We start from the raw sequence: 17,099 nt of genomic DNA, 5'->3' as shown, positions 1-17,099 counted from the left end.
TCAGGCAAGCCCCGCCTCAGGGGCGACGCCGCAGGGTAACCCGATACGCCCAACCGCCCCACCCAGGTCCCTTTGGCCCCTCCGACGCGCCCGGCCCAGCGCGCCCCCGAAATGCAGAATTTCCCCCAGAATCGCGGTTGATTGGGCCCTCTTGGGGGTTTCGCGGGTGCGGAAACTGGTCTAAAGACCACCCGCGCGCGAGGGATCGCGCTTCTAGGCTCGAGGGACGCGCGGAACGCGCGCCCTTTTTTTGTGCCCAAGTTCCAGTCCGCGAGACCTGATGCCCAAAAGAACCGACATCTCCACCATCCTGATCATCGGCGCCGGTCCCATCGTGATCGGCCAGGCCTGCGAATTCGACTATTCCGGCACGCAGGCCTGCAAGACGCTGAGGGAAGAGGGCTATCGGATCGTCCTGGTCAATTCCAACCCGGCGACGATCATGACCGACCCGGAGCTCGCGGACGCAACCTATATCGAGCCGATCACGCCCGAAATCGTCGCCAAGATCATCGAGAAGGAGCGCCATGTCATCCCCGGCGGCTTCGCGCTGCTGCCGACCATGGGCGGGCAGACCGCGCTGAACTGCGCGCTGTCCCTGCGCAAGCACGGCACGCTGGAGAAGTTCGACGTCGAGATGATCGGCGCTACGGCGGACGCCATCGACAAGGCCGAGGACCGGCAGCTGTTCCGCAACGCCATGGAGAAGATCGGGCTGCAGACGCCGAAGTCGCGGCTCGCCAACGCCTCGGCGCTCAAGAAATCCGACCGCGACCAATACCTTGCCGACCGCGCCAGGCTGTCCGGCGCCGAGCTCGAAGAGTTCGAGCGGCAATGGGATGCCGGTGAGAACGAGCGGCGCAAGCGCTACCAGCAGCAGGCACTTGCCGAAGCGCTGATGGCATTGTCCGACATCGGTCTGCCCGCGATCATCCGCCCCTCCTTCACGCTCGGCGGCACCGGCGGCGGCATCGCCTACAACAAGGAAGAGTATCTCGACATCATCGAGCGCGGCCTCGACGCCTCGCCGACCAACGAGGTGCTGATCGAGGAATCCGTTCTCGGCTGGAAAGAGTACGAGATGGAGGTGGTGCGCGACAAGAAGGACAATTGCATCATCATCTGCTCGATCGAGAACGTCGACCCGATGGGCGTGCACACCGGCGATTCCATCACGGTGGCGCCGGCGCTGACGCTCACCGACAAGGAATACCAGATCATGCGCGACGCATCGATCGCAGTGCTGCGCGAGATCGGCGTCGAGACCGGCGGCTCCAACGTGCAGTTCGGCATCAATCCGGACGACGGCCGCATGGTCGTGATCGAGATGAATCCGCGCGTGTCGCGCTCCTCGGCGCTGGCCTCCAAGGCCACCGGCTTCCCGATCGCCAAGGTCGCGGCGAAGCTCGCGATCGGCTACACGCTGGACGAGATCGCCAACGACATCACCGGCGGCGCCACGCCCGCCTCGTTCGAGCCGACCATCGACTACGTCGTCACCAAGATCCCGCGCTTCGCATTCGAGAAATTCCCCGGCGCCTCCTCCACGCTGACGACCTCGATGAAGTCGGTCGGCGAGGTGATGGCGATCGGCCGCACCTTCCAGGAGAGCCTGCAGAAGGCCCTGCGCGGGCTCGAGACCGGGCTGACCGGCCTCGACGAGATCGAGATCGAGGGCCTCGGCCGCAGCGATGACAAGAACGCGATCCGCGCCGCGCTCGGCACGCCGACGCCGAACCGCCTGCTGCAGGTCGCGCAGGCGATGCGGCTTGGCTGGTCGAACGAGGAGATCTTCAATTCCTGCAAGATCGATCCCTGGTTCCTCGCCGAGATGCGCGGCATTGTCGAGATCGAGGACAAGGTCCGCAAGAACGGCCTGCCGCCGAACGGCTACGGCATGCGCATGCTGAAGGCGATGGGCTTCTCGGATGCGCGGCTTGCGGTTCTGACCGAAACCACCGAGGCCGAGGTAACCGCGAGGCGCCACGCGCTCGGCATCCGTCCCGTGTACAAGCGGATCGACACCTGCGCCGCCGAGTTCGCCTCGCCCACGGCCTATATGTACTCGACCTACGAAGCGCCATTCGCGGGTGCGGCGGCCGACGAAAGCGCTCCGTCCGACAGGAAGAAGGTGATCATCCTCGGCGGCGGACCGAACCGCATCGGCCAGGGCATCGAGTTCGACTATTGCTGCTGCCACGCCTGCTTCGCGCTCGCTGATGCCGGCTACGAGACCATCATGGTCAACTGCAATCCGGAGACGGTATCGACCGACTACGACACCGCCGATCGCCTCTACTTCGAGCCGCTGACCGCCGAAGACGTGCTGGAGATCATCGCGACCGAACGCAAGAACGGCACGCTGCACGGCGTGATCGTGCAGTTCGGCGGCCAGACCCCGCTGAAGCTGGCGCGCGCGTTGGAAGCCGCCGAAGTGCCGATCCTCGGCACCTCGCCCGACGCGATCGACCTCGCTGAGGACCGTGACCGCTTCAAGCGCATCCTCGACAAGCTCCGCCTCAAGCAGCCGAAGAACGGCATCGCCTATTCGGTCGAGCAGGCCCGCCTGGTGGCGGCCGATCTCGGCCTGCCGCTGGTGGTGCGTCCATCCTACGTGCTGGGCGGCCGCGCGATGCAGATCATCCGCGAGGAGAACCAGCTCAACGATTATCTGCTCGGGACGCTGCCCGAGCTCGTGCCGGCCGACGTGAAGGCGCGCTACCCGAACGACAAGACCGGGCAGATCAACACCGTGCTCGGCAAGAACCCGCTGTTGTTCGACCGCTATCTGTCCGACGCGACCGAGGTCGACGTCGATTGTCTCTGCGACGGCAACGACGTCTTCGTCGTCGGCATCATGGAGCACATCGAGGAAGCCGGCATCCACTCCGGCGACTCCGCCTGCTCGCTGCCGCCGCACTCGCTCGATGCGAAAATGATCGAGGAGCTGGAGCGGCAAACTCGCGAGCTCGCGCTCGGCCTCGACGTGGTCGGCCTGATGAACGTGCAATACGCCATCAAGGACGGCGCGATCTACGTGCTCGAGGTCAACCCGCGCGCATCGCGCACGGTGCCGTTCGTCGCCAAAGTGATCGGCACGCCGGTCGCCAAGATCGCCGCGCGGATCATGGCCGGCGAGAAGCTCGCCGACTTCAAGCTGAAGAAGAAGAAGCTCGACCACGTCGGCGTCAAGGAATCGGTGTTCCCATTCGCGCGCTTCCCGGGCGTCGACACCGTGCTCGGACCGGAGATGCGTTCGACCGGCGAGGTGATGGGCATCGATCGCTCGTTCGAGGTCGCGTTCGCGAAGAGCCAGCTCGGCGGCGGCACGCGTGTGCCGCGACGAGGCACGGTGTTTGTCTCGGTGCGCGGCGACGACAAGACGCGCATCGCAGATGCGGTGCGGCTCTTGCACTCGCTCGGCTTCAAAGTGATGGCGACCTCGGGGACGCAGCGCTATCTCAGCGACAACGGCGTACCGACGGAAAAAGTGAACAAGGTGCTCGAGGGACGCCCCCACATCGTCGACGCCATCACCAACGGCGACGTCCAGCTGGTCTTCAATACCACCGAGGGTCCGCAGGCGCTGGCCGACAGCCGCTCGCTGCGGCGCGCTGCCCTCTTGCATAAAGTGCCGTATTACACCACTCTTTCCGGCGCGGTGGCGGCAGCGCGGGGGATCCGGGCCTATCGGGACGGAGACCTTGAGGTCCGCACGCTTCAGAGTTACTTTTCCGAAAGCTGACCGCTGCCCGGGCCGAAGGTCCGAAACGGTCAGCAATTAGCCGAACGGCTGGAACTCACCGCGCGATTGGATGTTGTCACGGCCCTTAGCGGGGCCGAAAATCACTGGGCTTCCGGGCACTCCTTACGCCCAGATTCCTGCGTTAGCTGAACTCGATAATCTCGTGCGCGTTGGATGCGTGCACGGGAAAAGGACGAAGATGATGGAAAAGGTTCCGATGACAGCGGGTGGGTACGCCGCACTGACGGACGAATTGAAGCATCGCCAATCGGTAGATCGTCCGCGCATCATCGAACACATCGCGGAGGCGCGCTCGCACGGCGATCTCTCTGAAAACGCCGAGTATCACGCCGCCAAGGAAGAGCAGTCGCACAACGAAGGCCGCATCGCCGAGCTCGAAGACAAGCTCGCGCGCGCCGACGTCATCGACATCTCGAAGCTCTCCGGCGATACCATCAAGTTCGGCGCCACCGTGACGCTGGTCGACGAGGACACCGAGAAGAAAGCGGTGTGGCAGATCGTCGGCGAGGTCGAGGCCGACGCCAAGAAGGGCCGCATCTCCATCACCTCGCCGCTCGCGCGCGCGCTGATCGGCAAGAAGAAGGGCACCACCGTGGAAGTGATGGCGCCCGGCGGCGCCAAGGCCTACGAGATCACCAAGGTCGAGTGGCGATAGATTTATTCTATGCAGAGCCAGCGAAAGAGCCGCGTTTTCCAGCGCGGCTTTTTCGTCGCTCGCGGGCGGGCTTCATCCACAGGCGCTGACACAATTGTGAGTTGCCATAACTGATTAACTTGTTAATGGATGATCCCGGGATTGATTATAAATCATAACTAAATGGCCGTCCGCTGACAGAAGCCGCGCTTCGCGCAGTGCTTGAAGCGAGCCGCATGCGCGATGTGCATGCGGCTTGCCGACAGCGGCACGCCGCCGACGCGTTCTGCTGCGCTGCCAAGGCGCGAGCCCAACGCCTGGAATGACTTTGTCGCGGGGCGTTGGCATCACACGCTGGAGACGAACTCCACGTAGAATGCAATCCTGCGGAACTTCGAACTTCAGCGTGTCCAACAGGGGAAAATGACATGGACCAAGCTCTCGCCAGATGGCAGCCGACGGCGCTCAGCCTGTTTCGATTCATTACGGGGCTATTGCTGCTTCAGTATGGCGTCGCCAAGGTGTTGAAGTTTCCGGCGCTCGCCTATTTCGCCAACCCGCCGCCGCTGATCATGACCGCCGGCTGGCTCGAACTCGTGCTGGGTGCGCTGTTGATCATCGGCCTGTTCACGCGACCGGCCGCGTTCATCCTGTCGGGCGAAATGGCTTTCGCTTATTTCATCGGGCACGTGTTCAAGAATCCCGCCGAGCCGGTGCTTCATCCGCTCAACAATGGCGGCACTGCCGCAATCCTGTTCTGCTTCGCCTGCCTTTACATCGCGACCTCGGGTGGCGGGCCGATCAGTGTCGACGAGATGCGGAAGAAGAAGTAGCTAAAGCAATCTCGCTCTCACCAACATCGTCATTCCGGGCTGGTCCGCAGGACCAGATCGCGGCAGCGCACTGGAAATTTCGAGATTCCGGTGGCGCATTTTCGATGCGCCCCCGGAATGACATGAACCGCCCCTTCACTTCAATCGGCACGGCGCCTCATATTTCGAATTGTGAGACACCCGCGACGTCCTGACGCTTCGCACGTCGCCGCACCGCCACCGGGCCGTGACGGAATAACCGTTTGACGACGCCACCGATCAGGTCTCCAGTGTCCGCGCCGTCGTGCGCACTCTGGAGAGATCGATGATCCTCGACACCATTTGGGCACCTCGCATCCTCAGTATCTTGAGGATCGTCCTCGGGCTGATCCTCCTGCAATACGGCCTTGCCAAGCTGTTTGGTTGGCCGGCCGTCGAGATGTTCACGAACTTGAAGTTGTCCTCGCTCTGGGGCATCGCCGGCATGTTCGAACTGGTCGGCGGCACGCTGTTGATCCTTGGCCTTTTCACCCGAGCGGCGGCCTTCATCCTTTCCGGCGAAATGGCGGCCGCCTCTTTCATCGAGCATTTTCCGGTCCTGAGCGACGGCGATCTCCCGGTCAGCCTCTGCTTCACCTTTCTCTATCTTGCCTTCGCGGGCGGCGGCCCATGGTCGCTCGACGCAGCCCTGCGCAAGCGATAGCGAGCCAAGGCAGGGAAACACCGTCGCGCGAGTTCCAGCATCGACTCTACACAAAGCGGTGAGCGCGCATCGTTGCCGATTTCCCGATCGCCGCTGCTTGAACCAACCGCCTCGGCTGTCGTTGACGCTGGGACGAGTGGTGGAGAGCACGATGAACTTCGATCGTCTTGGCGCAGCCTATCGGCCATATGTCTTGAGCCTGTTCCGATTCATCACTGGCCTGCTTCTATTCCAGTACGGCGTCGCGAAAATCTTCAAGTTCCCTGCACTCGCGTATTTCGCCAATCCGCCTCCACTGATCGTGACCGCAGGTGCGCTTGAACTCGTGTTCGGTGCGCTGTTGATGGTCGGCCTGCTCACGCGGATCACGGCCTTCATTCTGTCGGGCGAGATGGCCTTCGCCTACTTCCTTGGCCATATGTTGAAAACCGGCGAGCCGGTGCTGCTGCCGCTCAACAATGGCGGAACCGCTGCGATCCTGTTCTGCTTCGCCTGTCTCTACCTGTCGGCCGCCGGCAGCGGACCGGTGAGCGTCGATGCCGCGATCAGCAAGCGGCGCAAGTCGCGCGATGAGGAACGGCCGCCCTTCAGGCAAGCTGCCGAATAGCGCAGGCCTCTCAGCCCGCCGCCTTGAGATCCAGCGGCACGGCGGCCTCGTATTTCGAATTGTGCAGCACCAGCGACGTCCTGACATTGCGCACATGCGGCGCGGCGGTTAGGTGCGTGACGAAGTCCTGGAACGTCGCCATGTCGGGCGCGACGCATTTGAGGATGAAATCGACCTCGCCCGACAGCATCCAGCACTCCCGCACCAGCGGCTCGGCGCGGACGAAATCCTCGAAGGCGCGCAGATCGGCATCAGCCTGGCTCGACAGATGCACCGACGCGAAGACGGTAACATCGAACCCGAGACGACGGGGATCGAGCAGGCCGCGGTATCCCTGGATGTAGCCTTCCTCCTCCAGCGCCCGGACCCTGCGCAGGCAGGGCGGCGGCGAGATACCGACACGTTTCGCCAGTTCCACATTGGTGATTCGGCCATCAGCCTGGATCTCGGCGAGGATTTTGAGGTCGATCTCGTCAAGGTTCTTCGACACGCGACTACAGTTCCCTTGAGTTCCCTTGGGGGGCTTGAAAGTTCGGCAAATTTGCCAGCAACTCTCATAGCGCAGGCGGCGCGCGATGCGCAATTTTATTGCGCGTGCAGCGCACGATTTCGCGATTTTGATTTCAGTTCCGGGGAAAATTCGCCGCTATGGATTGCAAATCTTGCATAGCTAACCAGATATCCTAGACTTGGATTTGACACTTTTGGTGCCGCCGCGACGTCTTTCCGGGGCGCTTCCCACACAAGTCCTGACCAAAGTCCCCAGAAGAGAGGGATCTGCTAATGCCCGCGCCTGTTCACGCCAAGATCGTCATCATCGGGTCCGGCCCCGCCGCGTACACCGCAGCGATCTACGCAGCACGCGCAATGCTCGAGCCGGTGCTGATCCAGGGCATCCAGCCGGGCGGGCAGCTCACCATTACCACCGACGTGGAGAACTATCCGGGCTTCGCTGACGTCATCCAGGGCCCCTGGCTGATGGAGCAGATGGAGAAGCAGGCAGCCCATGTCGGCACCAAGATCGTCACCGACCACGTCAACAAGCTGGAACTCGGCCAACGGCCGTTCCGCCTGACCTGCGACTCCGGCGACGTCTATCTCGCCGAAACCGTGGTGCTCGCCACCGGCGCCCAGGCCCGCTGGCTCGGGCTGCCGTCGGAAGAGAAGTTCAAGGGGTTTGGCGTCTCGGCCTGCGCGACCTGCGACGGCTTCTTCTATCGGGGCAAGGAAGTCGTGGTGGTCGGCGGCGGCAACACCGCGGTCGAGGAAGCTCTGTTCCTGACCAATCACGCCTCCCAGGTCACCATCGTGCATCGCCGCGATCATTTCCGCGCCGAGCGCATCCTGCAGGAGCGGCTGTTCAAACACCCCAAGATCAAGGTGGTGTGGGACTCCATCATCGACGAGATCTGCGGGTCCGAGAACCCGAGCAAGGTCACCCATGTGCGGCTGAAGAACGTCAAGACACGCGCGCTGACGGAGCTGCGCACCGACGGCGTCTTCATCGCGATCGGTCACGCGCCGGCGACCGAATTGGTCAAAGGCCAGATCAAGCTGAAACCGTCAGGCTATGTCGAAGTGGCGCCGAACTCGACGGCGACCTCCGTCCCCGGCCTGTTCGCCGCCGGCGACGTGGCGGATGAAACCTATCGGCAGGCGGTCACCGCCGCCGGCCTCGGCTGCATGGCGGCGCTCGAGGCAGAGCGCTTCCTGGCACTTCGCGCGAGCGATCGCGCAGCGGCGGAATAATCATGGCACGATCTCGCGACGGATTTACGGATATGGACTGGGACAAGCTGAAGGTCTTTCACGCTGCGGCGGAAGCGGGCAGCTTCACGCATGCCGGTGAGCAGCTTGGGCTTTCGCAATCGGCGGTTTCCCGCCAGGTCAGCGCGCTCGAGCAGGAGCTGGCGGTCTCGCTGTTTCACCGCCACGCCCGCGGCCTGATCCTCACCGAGCAGGGCGACTTGCTCTTCCGCACCGCGCATGACGTCTTCATGCAGCTACAGGCGGCGCGCGCAAAACTCACCGACAGCCGCGAGCGGCCGAGTGGCGACCTCAAGATCACGACGCCACAGGGGCTCGGCATCAACTGGCTGATCCCGCGGCTTGACGAGTTCACCGCGCTCTATCCGGACATTCGGGTCTCGCTGATCGTCACCGACGAGGATCTCGATCTGTCGATGCGCGAAGCTGACGTCGCGATCCGCACCCGCAAGCCGACGCAGCCGGACCTGATCCAGCGCAAGCTGTTCTCGATCGGCTTCCACGCCTATTGCTCGCCGGAATACATCAAGCGCTTCGGCACGCCGCGGACGCTCGATGATCTCGACCAGCACCGCATCATCATGCTCGGCGACGCCCAGGTGCTGCCGCACTTGCAGAACCGCAGCTGGCTGATTGATGCTGGGCGCAACGGCTCCGGACCGCGCGAGCCCTTCTTCAAGGTCAACAATATCCTGGGCTTGGTGCGCGCCTGCCAGCAGGGGCTCGGCATCGCCGCACTGCCGGACTATCTGGTCGAAGAGGACAGCCGTCTCGTGCAACTGTTCGGCGAGTCCGACTCGATCGCGCTGGACACCTACTTCGTCTATCCGGAAGAGTTGAAGACTGTGGCGCGGGTGCAGGTGTTCCGCGACTTCGTGGTCAGCAAGGCGCAGCGCTGGCCGTCCTGATTAAGCGGCCCTTATACGCTTTAGTTATAGGGCTCCGCGCTGCCCCGAGACGCCCCCCAAGTCTCCGCATGTCTGACATGCGACCTCGACGGTTGCTGCATGGTGCCGATGAGGATCATAGTGTTTGCACGCTGAGCGTTCGCGTTGCGCATATGTCCCCCTCCTCCAGTGGCGCGGAAGTTCAGTAATCCCTCTTGGAAGGTGATTGTGTCGGCCTCACGTGGCCAATACCTCAAGCCGGGCTCTATCGAGCCCGGCTTTTTTTCTTTTCATCGATGCGTGATGTCGGTGCTGTGCGTCGCGCTCATGCGCTTTACGTCCTTTCCGTGCGCCGCACGTCACAGTCAACACGCGCATTGACAACAACCACGCGGCGCAGCATCATTGTTCGATGATTACGACTTCGTGCGCCGTTCTGTCGTCGAAAAAAGGTCCCCTCCCGGGGACACGAGATCGCGCGCGATAAGATCATCTCGCATTTGAACGATCCCGAAACCCCGCCGCATGGACGGGGTTTCTTGTTGGTCCCGTCTCCGGCTTTGCCCTCTCAAGGAGATGGACCATGACCGATCTACAACAGCAATTGCAGGGCCTCTGGCTGCCGCTGATCACGCCATTTCGCGACGGCGAACTCGACGTCATATCGTTGCGCCGCCTGGTGCGGCACTACGCCAGCGGCCCCGTCGACGGCCTCATCCTCGGTGCAACCTCCGGTGAAGGCATGTCGCTCAGCACGGACGAGCTGGAGAGCCTGGTCAGCGTGGTGCTCGCCGAGCTCAGTGCCAGCTCCCGCCATTTGCCGGTGTGTCTCGGGCTGTCCGGCGCCAGCACCGCCAGGATGAAGGATGCGCTCGACGACACCGCCGACTGGCCGATCAGCGGCTATCTCATCGCCAGTCCGTACTACACGCGCCCGTCGCAGCGCGGGCTGTTGCAGCACTTCACCGCGCTCGCCGACCACACCGCCTCGCCGATCGTGCTCTACAACATCCCCTACCGCACGGCGGTGAACCTGACCAACGAGACGCTGCTGACGCTCGCCCAGCATCCCAACATCGTCGGCATGAAGGATTGCTGCGCCGACCGCGCGCAGACGATCGACTTCCTCAACCGGCGGCCGGCGGACTTCCGCGTGCTGACCGGAGAGGACCCGCAGACATTCGACGCGCTCTCCGATGGCGCCGATGGCGCGATTTTACTATCGGCGCATCTTCAGACCGCAACCTTCGCCTCGATCAGAACGCTGCTGAAGCAGGGCAACCGCGATGCGGCGCTGGCCGCCTGGCAGAGCGTCGGCGGCCTGACCAAGCTGTTGTTCGCCGAGCCGAGCCCGGCGCCGGCCAAGCACTGGCTGTGGCGGACGGGATTGATCGAAAGCCCCGAGGTGCGGCTGCCGATGGTCGAGGTGAGCGTGGACCTCGCGACCTTGCTCGACGCCGAGATCGAATGCCGCGCGCCACGCGTGCTGCAGAGCGCGTAGCTGCCAGTTCTCCCTCTCCCCGCTCTTGCGGGGAGAGGGTTGGGGTGAGGGCTGACTTCGCAACAATGGCGGGAGATGGACTCGCGGAGGCTCCCGCTCACCCGGATCGCATCTCGCGATGCGCGCCGAGCTCTCCCCGCACGCGGGGCGAAGTAAAGGCCGGCTCAATCCAGCTTCGCTCTCGCCAGGCGCAGCGCATTGCCGATGACACTGACCGAGGACAGCGCCATCGCGGCGGCGCCGACCATCGGCGAGAGCAGGATGCCGAACACCGGATAGAGCACGCCGGCCGCGATCGGCACGCCCGCGGCGTTGTAGACGAAGGCGAACGCTAGGTTCCGGCGGATGTTGCGCATCGTTGCGACCGACAGCCGCCGCGCCCGGACGAGGCCCATCAGGTCGCCGGTCAACAGCGTGATGCCGGCGCTCTCGATCGCGACGTCGGTGCCGCCGCCCATGGCGATGCCGACGTCGGCCGCCGCCAGTGCCGGTGCGTCATTGATGCCGTCGCCCGCCATCGCGACCGTGCGGCCCTCGCCGCGCAGCCGCTGCACGACCTCGCTCTTGCGCTCCGGCAGAACGCCCGCCTCGACCTCGTCGATGCCGAGCGTGCGCGCCACCGCGCGCGCCGTGGTCTCATTGTCGCCAGTCAGCATCACGATACGCAGGCCGCCGGCGCGCAGCGCCCGCAGCGCGTTCGCCGCCGACACCTTGACCGGATCGGCGATTGCGATCACGCCAGCGACGCGGCTATCGACCGCGACATAGATCGCGGTCGCGCCGTCCCGGCGCGCGGTCTCGGCGGCCTGGTCCAGCGTCGACGTCGCAACCTTGAGTTCGCGCATCAGCATGGCATTGCCGAGCGCAACCTGCCTGCCGCCGACCGTGGCTGTCGCCCCCTTGCCGGAGGATGAGGCAAAATCGCTGATCGCGACGAGCCCGATGTTGCGCTGCGCGGCCTCGGCGATGATTGCCTGCGCCAACGGATGTTCGCTGCCCTGCTCGACGCTCGCCGCAAGGCGCAACAGGCCGCTCTCGTCGAAGCCGTCGGCGGGAATGATCCTCGCGACCTTCGGCTTGCCCTCGGTGAGTGTACCGGTCTTGTCGATGACGAGTGTGTCGACCGCCTCCATCCGCTCCAGCGCCTGCGCATCGCGGATCAGGATGCCGGAATGCGCGCCGCGACCGACGCCGACCATGATCGACATCGGTGTCGCGAGCCCAAGCGCGCAGGGACAGGCGATGATCAGGACCGTGACGGCGGCGACCAGGGCGAAGGTCAGGCGCGGCTCCGGCCCGAAGCTCGCCCACGCGATGAAGGCGAGCACGGCCGCGGCGATCACCGCCGGCACGAACCAGCCGGCGACGCGGTCGGCGAGCCGCTGGATCGGCGCGCGCGAGCGTTGCGCCTTCGCCACCATGTCGACAATGCGCGACAGCATGGTGTCGCGGCCGATCTTCTCGGCGCGCATCACGAGGCCGCCGCTCTGGTTGACGGTGCCGCCGATCACATTGTCGCCCTCGGCCTTCGTGACCGGCATCGACTCACCGGTGACCATGGACTCATCGATCACCGCCCGGCCCTCGATGACGACGCCGTCGACCGGGATCTTCTCGCCGGGCCGTACCCGCAGGCGATCGCCGACCTTGATTTCGTCGATCGCGACGTCCTCATCGCCGTGATCGGCGATGCGCCGCGCGGTCTTCGGCGCAAGGCCGAGCAGCGCGCGAATCGCGCCCGAGGTCCGCGCCCGGGCGCGCAGCTCCAGCACCTGACCGAGCAGGACGAGCACGGTGATGACGGCGGCCGCCTCGAAGTAAACCGCGACCGCGCCATGCATGTCGCGGAAGGCCGGCGGAAACAGCTGCGGCGCCAAAGTGGCGACGACGCTGTAGAGATAAGCAACGCCGGTGCCCATCGCGATCAGCGTGAACATGTTGAGATTGCGCGTGACCAGCGACTGCCAGCCGCGCACGAAGAACGGCGCGCCGGCCCACAGCACGACGGGTGTCGCCAGCACGAACGAGATCCAGTTCGACCAGGTCTGAGGCACCAGATGCATCAGCCCGAGATGACTTCCCATCTCGAGCACGAACACGGGCACCGTGAGCGCCAGCCCGATCCAGAAGCGCCTGGTCATGTCGATCAATTCCGGATCGGGTCCGTCGCCGAGCGAGACCTGCTCGGGCTCAAGCGCCATGCCGCAAATCGGGCAACTGCCGGGACCGACCTGACGCACCTCCGGATGCATCGGGCAAGTGTAGATCGTGCCCGCGGGCGCAGGCTGCTCTGGCTCGCGCGGCTTCAGGAACTTCTCAGGCTCGGCCTCGAAGCGCTCGCGGCAGCGGCCGCTGCAGAAGAAGTAGTCCTTACCCTTGTAGCTGAAGCGGTGCTTGGCGGTCGCGGGATTGACCTTCATGCCGCAGACCGGATCGATCGCGAGGGCCGCCTCGTCCGGCTTGTCGCCGTGCCCGTGCGTGCCGCCGCAGCAGGAATGCTCGGCCGCGCCGTGATGGTGGTTATGATCCATGCGTGAATGGTCGTGTTCTGCGTGTGCCACGAAACTCTTCCCGGCCGGTGTCCCGGTCTCTTGATTTATATACCCTATGGGGGTATATGACGCCTATGAGGGAAGAGATCAAGGCATCCTGCTTAAAAAGGCTCAAACGGATCGAAGGTCAGATCCGGGGCCTCGCCGGCATGGTCGAGGAAGACCGCTACTGCATCGACGTGGTGACGCAGATCGGCGCCGCGCGCGCGGCGTTGCGCCGCGTCGAGGAGGAGATCCTGCGCGATCATGTCGCCCATTGCGTGGAACATGCGATCTCGTCCGGCGACAAGACCGACCAGCGGCGCAAGATCGCCGAGCTGATGGATGTGATCGGCCGCGCGGACCGGTGAATCAGGAAGCGGACAACTAGCCCCGAGTCCGCCTCACCTCTTCCGCAAACGCAGGGCTATCGCATATCGGCGGGCTCCGAGGCTGGCGTTTCCACGTCGTCATGGCCGGGCTTGTCCCGGCCATCCACGTCTTTCTTCACATTGAAAACCAAAGACGTGGATGCCCGGGACAAGCCAGGACAAGCCCGGGCATGACGAGTTTGTGGGTAGACCAACCAACCACAGACATCGAACGCGCAGCACAACCGGCTATGCGATTGACCTCTCCCGCAAGCGGGAGAGGGAGAAGAAGCGTGTCAGCCGGAAGAGTTCGCGGTCAGGTATTGAAGCGGAAGTGCATCACGTCGCCGTCGGCGACGACGTAATCCTTGCCCTCGAGCCGCAGCTTGCCGGCGTCGCGCGCACCGGCTTCGCCATTGCCTGCGATGTAGTCGTCATAGGCGATGGTCTCGGCGCGGATGAAACCCTTCTCGAAATCGGTATGGATCACGCCGGCCGCTGCAGGGGCCTTGGTGCCGCGGTCGATGGTCCAGGCGCGGGCCTCCTTCGGCCCGACGGTGAAATAGGTGATGAGATCGAGCAGCTTGTAGCCGGCGCGGATCAGGCGATCGAGCCCGGCCTCTTCGAGGCCCAGCGTCTCCAGGAAATCGGCACGCTCCTCACGCGACAGCGTCGCGATCTCGGACTCGATCTTGGCTGAGATGACAACAGCGACCGCGCCCTCTTCCTTGGCGCGCTCGAACACCGCTTTTGAGAAATTGTTGCCGTCCTTGGCGGAGCCTTCCTCGACATTGCAGACGTAAAGCACGGGCTTCGACGTCAAGAGGCCGAGCATGCGGAAGGCGCGCTCCTCCTCCGGCTTGCGCTCCAACGCACGGGCCGGCTTGCCGTCGCGCAGCAGCACCAGCGCGCGGTTGACGAGCTCGAGCTGTTCCTTGGCCTCCTTGTCGTTGCCCTTGGCCTTCTTCGAGAGATTGTCGACGCGCTTCTCCAGGCTGTCGAGATCGGCGAGCATCAGTTCGGTCTCGATGGTCTCGATGTCTGCGAGCGGCGCGATCTTGCCTTCGACATGCGTGATGTCGGAATCCTCGAAGCAGCGCACCACATGCGCGATCGCATCGACCTCGCGGATGTTGGCAAGGAACTGGTTGCCGAGCCCTTCGCCCTTGGAGGCGCCGCGGACAAGGCCGGCGATATCGACGAAGGTCAGCCGGGTCGGGATGATCTGCGCGGATTTGGCGACCGCCGCGAGCTTCTCCAGCCGCGGATCGGGCACCGCCACCTCGCCGACATTCGGCTCGATGGTGCAGAACGGATAGTTCGCCGCCTGCGCCGCCGCCGTCTCGGTCAGCGCGTTGAACAGCGTCGACTTGCCGACGTTAGGCAGCCCGACGATCCCGCATTTGAATCCCATTGTTCGTCCCGATATCTCGCGCGCTCGCGCTGCGCGGTTGAATTGAGTGAGGTCGTCATACGCGGGCTTGATCCGCGTATCCATCCCACTTGAAAAATGGATCGCCGGGTCAAGCCCGGCGATGACGAGGGTCTACTTCGTACCCTCTTCCTTGGTGTCGAAAAATCCCTTGGCCTGCATCGTCAGATGCACCTTGTTGGCGAACGACGCATCGTGCCCCGTCGCCAGCAGGCCGGCGTTGTCGGCAATCGCCGCGCACAACGCCTCGACCCACGGCCGGTCGCTCTTGGCGAAGTCCGACAGCACGTGGTGGTGCACCAGCTCCTTGACGCCGGGATGACCGATCCCGAGCCGCACGCGGCGATACTCGTTTCCGATATGCGCGGAGATCGAGCGCAGCCCGTTGTGCCCGGCGATCCCGCCGCCGATCTTCACGCGCAGCTTGCCCGGTGGCAGTTCGAGTTCGTCCTGGAACACGGTGACGTCGCTGGATGCAAGCTTGAAGAAGCTCGCCGCCTCCTGCACCGCGCGCCCGGACTCGTTCATGTAGGTGGTCGGCTTCAACAGCACGACCTTCGCGCGGTCCAGCACGCCTTCGGAGGCTTCGCCCTGAAAGCGACGGCGCCATGGTGCGAAACCATGACGCCGCGCAATCTCGTCGACCGTCAGGAACCCGATATTGTGCCGGTTGCTGGCGTATTTCGCGCCGGGATTACCGAGACCGACAAAGAGGCGCATGGCGCGGCATCCCGTGCCGGCGCGCCATCAGATGATCGCGCGCCGACCTGATCGATTACTTCTTCTTGTCGCCGCCACCTGCGGCCGGAGCCGCAGCACCCGCAGCCGGAGCCGCCGCACCAGCGGCCGGAGCCGCCGCAGCCGGAGCAGCGGTTCCACTGGCAGCCGCCGCAGCCGCGGCTTTCTGCTCTTCGGCGTAACCCGACGGCGCCACGATGGTGACCAGCGTCGCGTCCTCGCGGGCTAGCGACTTCACGCCCGTGGGCAGCTTGATCTCGGAGAGATGCAGCGAGTGGCTGATCTCGAGACTGCCGACGTCGGCCTCGATGTACTGCGGAATGTTGTCGACCGAGCACTCGAGGTCGAGCGCGTGGGTGACGATGTTGACGGTGCCGCCGCGCTTGATGCCGGGGGCGGTTTCCGCGTTCACGACATGCAGCGGCACGCTGACGCGGATGGTGGCGCCTTCGCCGAGCCGCATGAAGTCGACATGGATCGGGAAGTCCTTCACCGGATCGAGATGGAAGTCGCGCGGAATCACGCGGTGCTTCTTGCCCTCGAGATCGATGTCAAAGATCGTGGTCAGGAACCGGCCCGCGAGAATGCGCTGACGCAGTTCGCGATCCGCGACCGAGATGGTCACGGGGGGCTGGTTGTTGCCGTAGATCACTCCGGGAACTCTCCCGGCGCGACGCTCTGCCCGGGCGGCCCCCTTGCCGCTCTTCGGACGCGCGGTCGCCTTCAATTCCTTGACGGTCGCCATAGCGTTAAGTCCTTGTATTTAAAAAGTTAAAGGCCGCAGCGCGGCCCATGCTCAGGTCCACAGCAAGCCTCCAGGGGTGCGGGGGCCGCAGACGTGGGCGGCTTTTAGCCTCAAAGGGGCGAAATGACAAGGAAATGAAGGAAATTTTCTTGCTCGCACTCCCCCAAAGCAACCGGACGTAGGCCGGATGGAGCGCAACGCAATCCGGGCCCCTCGCCGCCAGTCACCCCGGATTTCGCTTCGCTCCATCCGGGCTACAGAGCGGCAGCGTGCGTCAGCCCGTCGTGCCCGGCGACACCCCGAGCTTGGCCTCCAGCGCGGCGATCCTTGCCTTCAGCGCCTCGTTCTCCTCGCGCGCCAGGCGGGCCATGTCCTTGAGCGCGTCGAATTCCTCGCGCCTGACCAGGTCGAGGTCACGCAGGATGCGTTCGGCCTGGTTGCGCATGACCGAATCGACCTCGCGCTTGACGCCCTGGGCCGCGCCGGCGGCATCGTTCATCAGACGGCCGATCTCGTCGAAAAACCGGTTGGTGGTCTGAGTCATCTCGCAACCTCTCCGCGTTCAGCTAACGTCGCGCGGAAGACAATGGCGATCCGCGCGATCC

Annotated in this window: 15 protein-coding genes; 9 read left to right on the top strand and 6 right to left on the bottom strand. The window is 64.3% G+C overall.

The window, feature by feature from the left end; all coding sequences use genetic code 11:
- The first annotated feature begins 280 nt into the window (after positions 1–280).
- The 5 genes from carB (at position 281) to MTX19_RS07775 (ending at position 6,522) form a co-directional block, all read left to right on the top strand.
- Positions 281–3,745, top strand: coding sequence for a carbamoyl-phosphate synthase large subunit (carB, locus tag MTX19_RS07795; RefSeq protein ID WP_280985914.1), 3,465 nt, complete (start codon positions 281–283; stop codon positions 3,743–3,745).
- Positions 3,746–3,947: 202 nt separating this feature from the next.
- Entirely contained in the window at positions 3,948–4,421 is a 474-nt protein-coding gene (greA, locus tag MTX19_RS07790; protein WP_280975903.1) for a transcription elongation factor GreA, read from the top strand.
- Positions 4,422–4,828: 407 nt separating this feature from the next.
- Positions 4,829–5,233 carry a DoxX family protein gene (locus MTX19_RS07785; protein ID WP_280975902.1) on the top strand — a complete coding sequence of 135 codons (405 nt, stop codon included), beginning with the start codon at positions 4,829–4,831 and terminating at the stop codon, positions 5,231–5,233.
- Positions 5,234–5,537: 304 nt separating this feature from the next.
- The gene (locus tag MTX19_RS07780; protein ID WP_280983112.1) at positions 5,538–5,915 is read left to right on the top strand and encodes a DoxX family protein; all 378 of its coding nucleotides are present in this window, start codon (positions 5,538–5,540) and stop codon (positions 5,913–5,915) included.
- A 151-nt stretch (positions 5,916–6,066) separates the two neighbouring features.
- On the top strand, positions 6,067–6,522 hold the full coding sequence (locus MTX19_RS07775) for a DoxX family protein (RefSeq protein WP_280975901.1): 456 nt from the start codon (positions 6,067–6,069) through the stop codon (positions 6,520–6,522).
- Positions 6,523–6,532: 10 nt separating this feature from the next.
- On the opposite strand, the gene MTX19_RS07770 is transcribed toward MTX19_RS07775, so the two are convergent.
- Complete coding sequence (locus MTX19_RS07770) at positions 6,533–7,012, bottom strand: Lrp/AsnC family transcriptional regulator (RefSeq protein ID WP_280983111.1); 480 nt, start codon at positions 7,010–7,012, stop codon at positions 6,533–6,535.
- 293 nt (positions 7,013–7,305) lie between these two features.
- Here MTX19_RS07770 and trxB point away from each other — a divergent pair, with 293 nt between their 5' ends.
- The 3 genes from trxB (at position 7,306) to dapA (ending at position 10,677) form a co-directional block, all read left to right on the top strand.
- Positions 7,306–8,271, top strand: a complete 966-nt coding sequence (gene trxB, locus MTX19_RS07765; protein WP_280983110.1) for a thioredoxin-disulfide reductase — start codon at positions 7,306–7,308, stop codon at positions 8,269–8,271.
- Between the two features lie 2 nt (positions 8,272–8,273).
- Positions 8,274–9,197, top strand: coding sequence for a LysR family transcriptional regulator (locus tag MTX19_RS07760; RefSeq protein ID WP_280975898.1), 924 nt, complete (start codon positions 8,274–8,276; stop codon positions 9,195–9,197).
- 562 nt (positions 9,198–9,759) lie between these two features.
- Complete coding sequence (gene dapA / locus MTX19_RS07755; RefSeq protein ID WP_280983109.1) at positions 9,760–10,677, top strand: 4-hydroxy-tetrahydrodipicolinate synthase; 918 nt, start codon at positions 9,760–9,762, stop codon at positions 10,675–10,677.
- A 164-nt stretch (positions 10,678–10,841) separates the two neighbouring features.
- Here the strand turns inward: dapA and MTX19_RS07750 are convergent, their stop codons facing one another.
- Entirely contained in the window at positions 10,842–13,208 is a 2,367-nt protein-coding gene (locus MTX19_RS07750; protein ID WP_280983108.1) for a heavy metal translocating P-type ATPase, read from the bottom strand.
- 95 nt (positions 13,209–13,303) lie between these two features.
- On the opposite strand from MTX19_RS07750, the gene MTX19_RS07745 reads away from it, so the two are divergent.
- Positions 13,304–13,579, top strand: coding sequence for a metal-sensitive transcriptional regulator (locus tag MTX19_RS07745; protein ID WP_280984724.1), 276 nt, complete (start codon positions 13,304–13,306; stop codon positions 13,577–13,579).
- A 316-nt stretch (positions 13,580–13,895) separates the two neighbouring features.
- Here the strand turns inward: MTX19_RS07745 and ychF are convergent, their stop codons facing one another.
- The 4 genes from ychF to MTX19_RS07725 form a co-directional block, all read right to left on the bottom strand.
- Positions 13,896–14,993, bottom strand: coding sequence for a redox-regulated ATPase YchF (ychF, locus tag MTX19_RS07740; RefSeq protein ID WP_280983107.1), 1,098 nt, complete (start codon positions 14,991–14,993; stop codon positions 13,896–13,898).
- Between the two features lie 132 nt (positions 14,994–15,125).
- On the bottom strand, positions 15,126–15,731 hold the full coding sequence (gene pth, locus MTX19_RS07735; RefSeq protein ID WP_280983106.1) for an aminoacyl-tRNA hydrolase: 606 nt from the start codon (positions 15,729–15,731) through the stop codon (positions 15,126–15,128).
- Positions 15,732–15,786: 55 nt separating this feature from the next.
- Positions 15,787–16,494 (bottom strand): 50S ribosomal protein L25/general stress protein Ctc, encoded by a 708-nt coding sequence (locus MTX19_RS07730; protein ID WP_280985913.1) that lies wholly within the window; start codon positions 16,492–16,494, stop codon positions 15,787–15,789.
- 274 nt (positions 16,495–16,768) lie between these two features.
- Complete coding sequence (locus MTX19_RS07725; protein WP_280975892.1) at positions 16,769–17,038, bottom strand: accessory factor UbiK family protein; 270 nt, start codon at positions 17,036–17,038, stop codon at positions 16,769–16,771.
- Positions 17,039–17,099 lie beyond the last annotated feature (61 nt).

The organism is Bradyrhizobium sp. ISRA464 (assembly GCF_029910095.1).
Classification (GTDB): domain Bacteria; phylum Pseudomonadota; class Alphaproteobacteria; order Rhizobiales; family Xanthobacteraceae; genus Bradyrhizobium.
The sequence above is the reverse complement of the archived record's forward strand: the minus strand, read 5'-3'. Positions and strand labels throughout refer to the sequence as shown.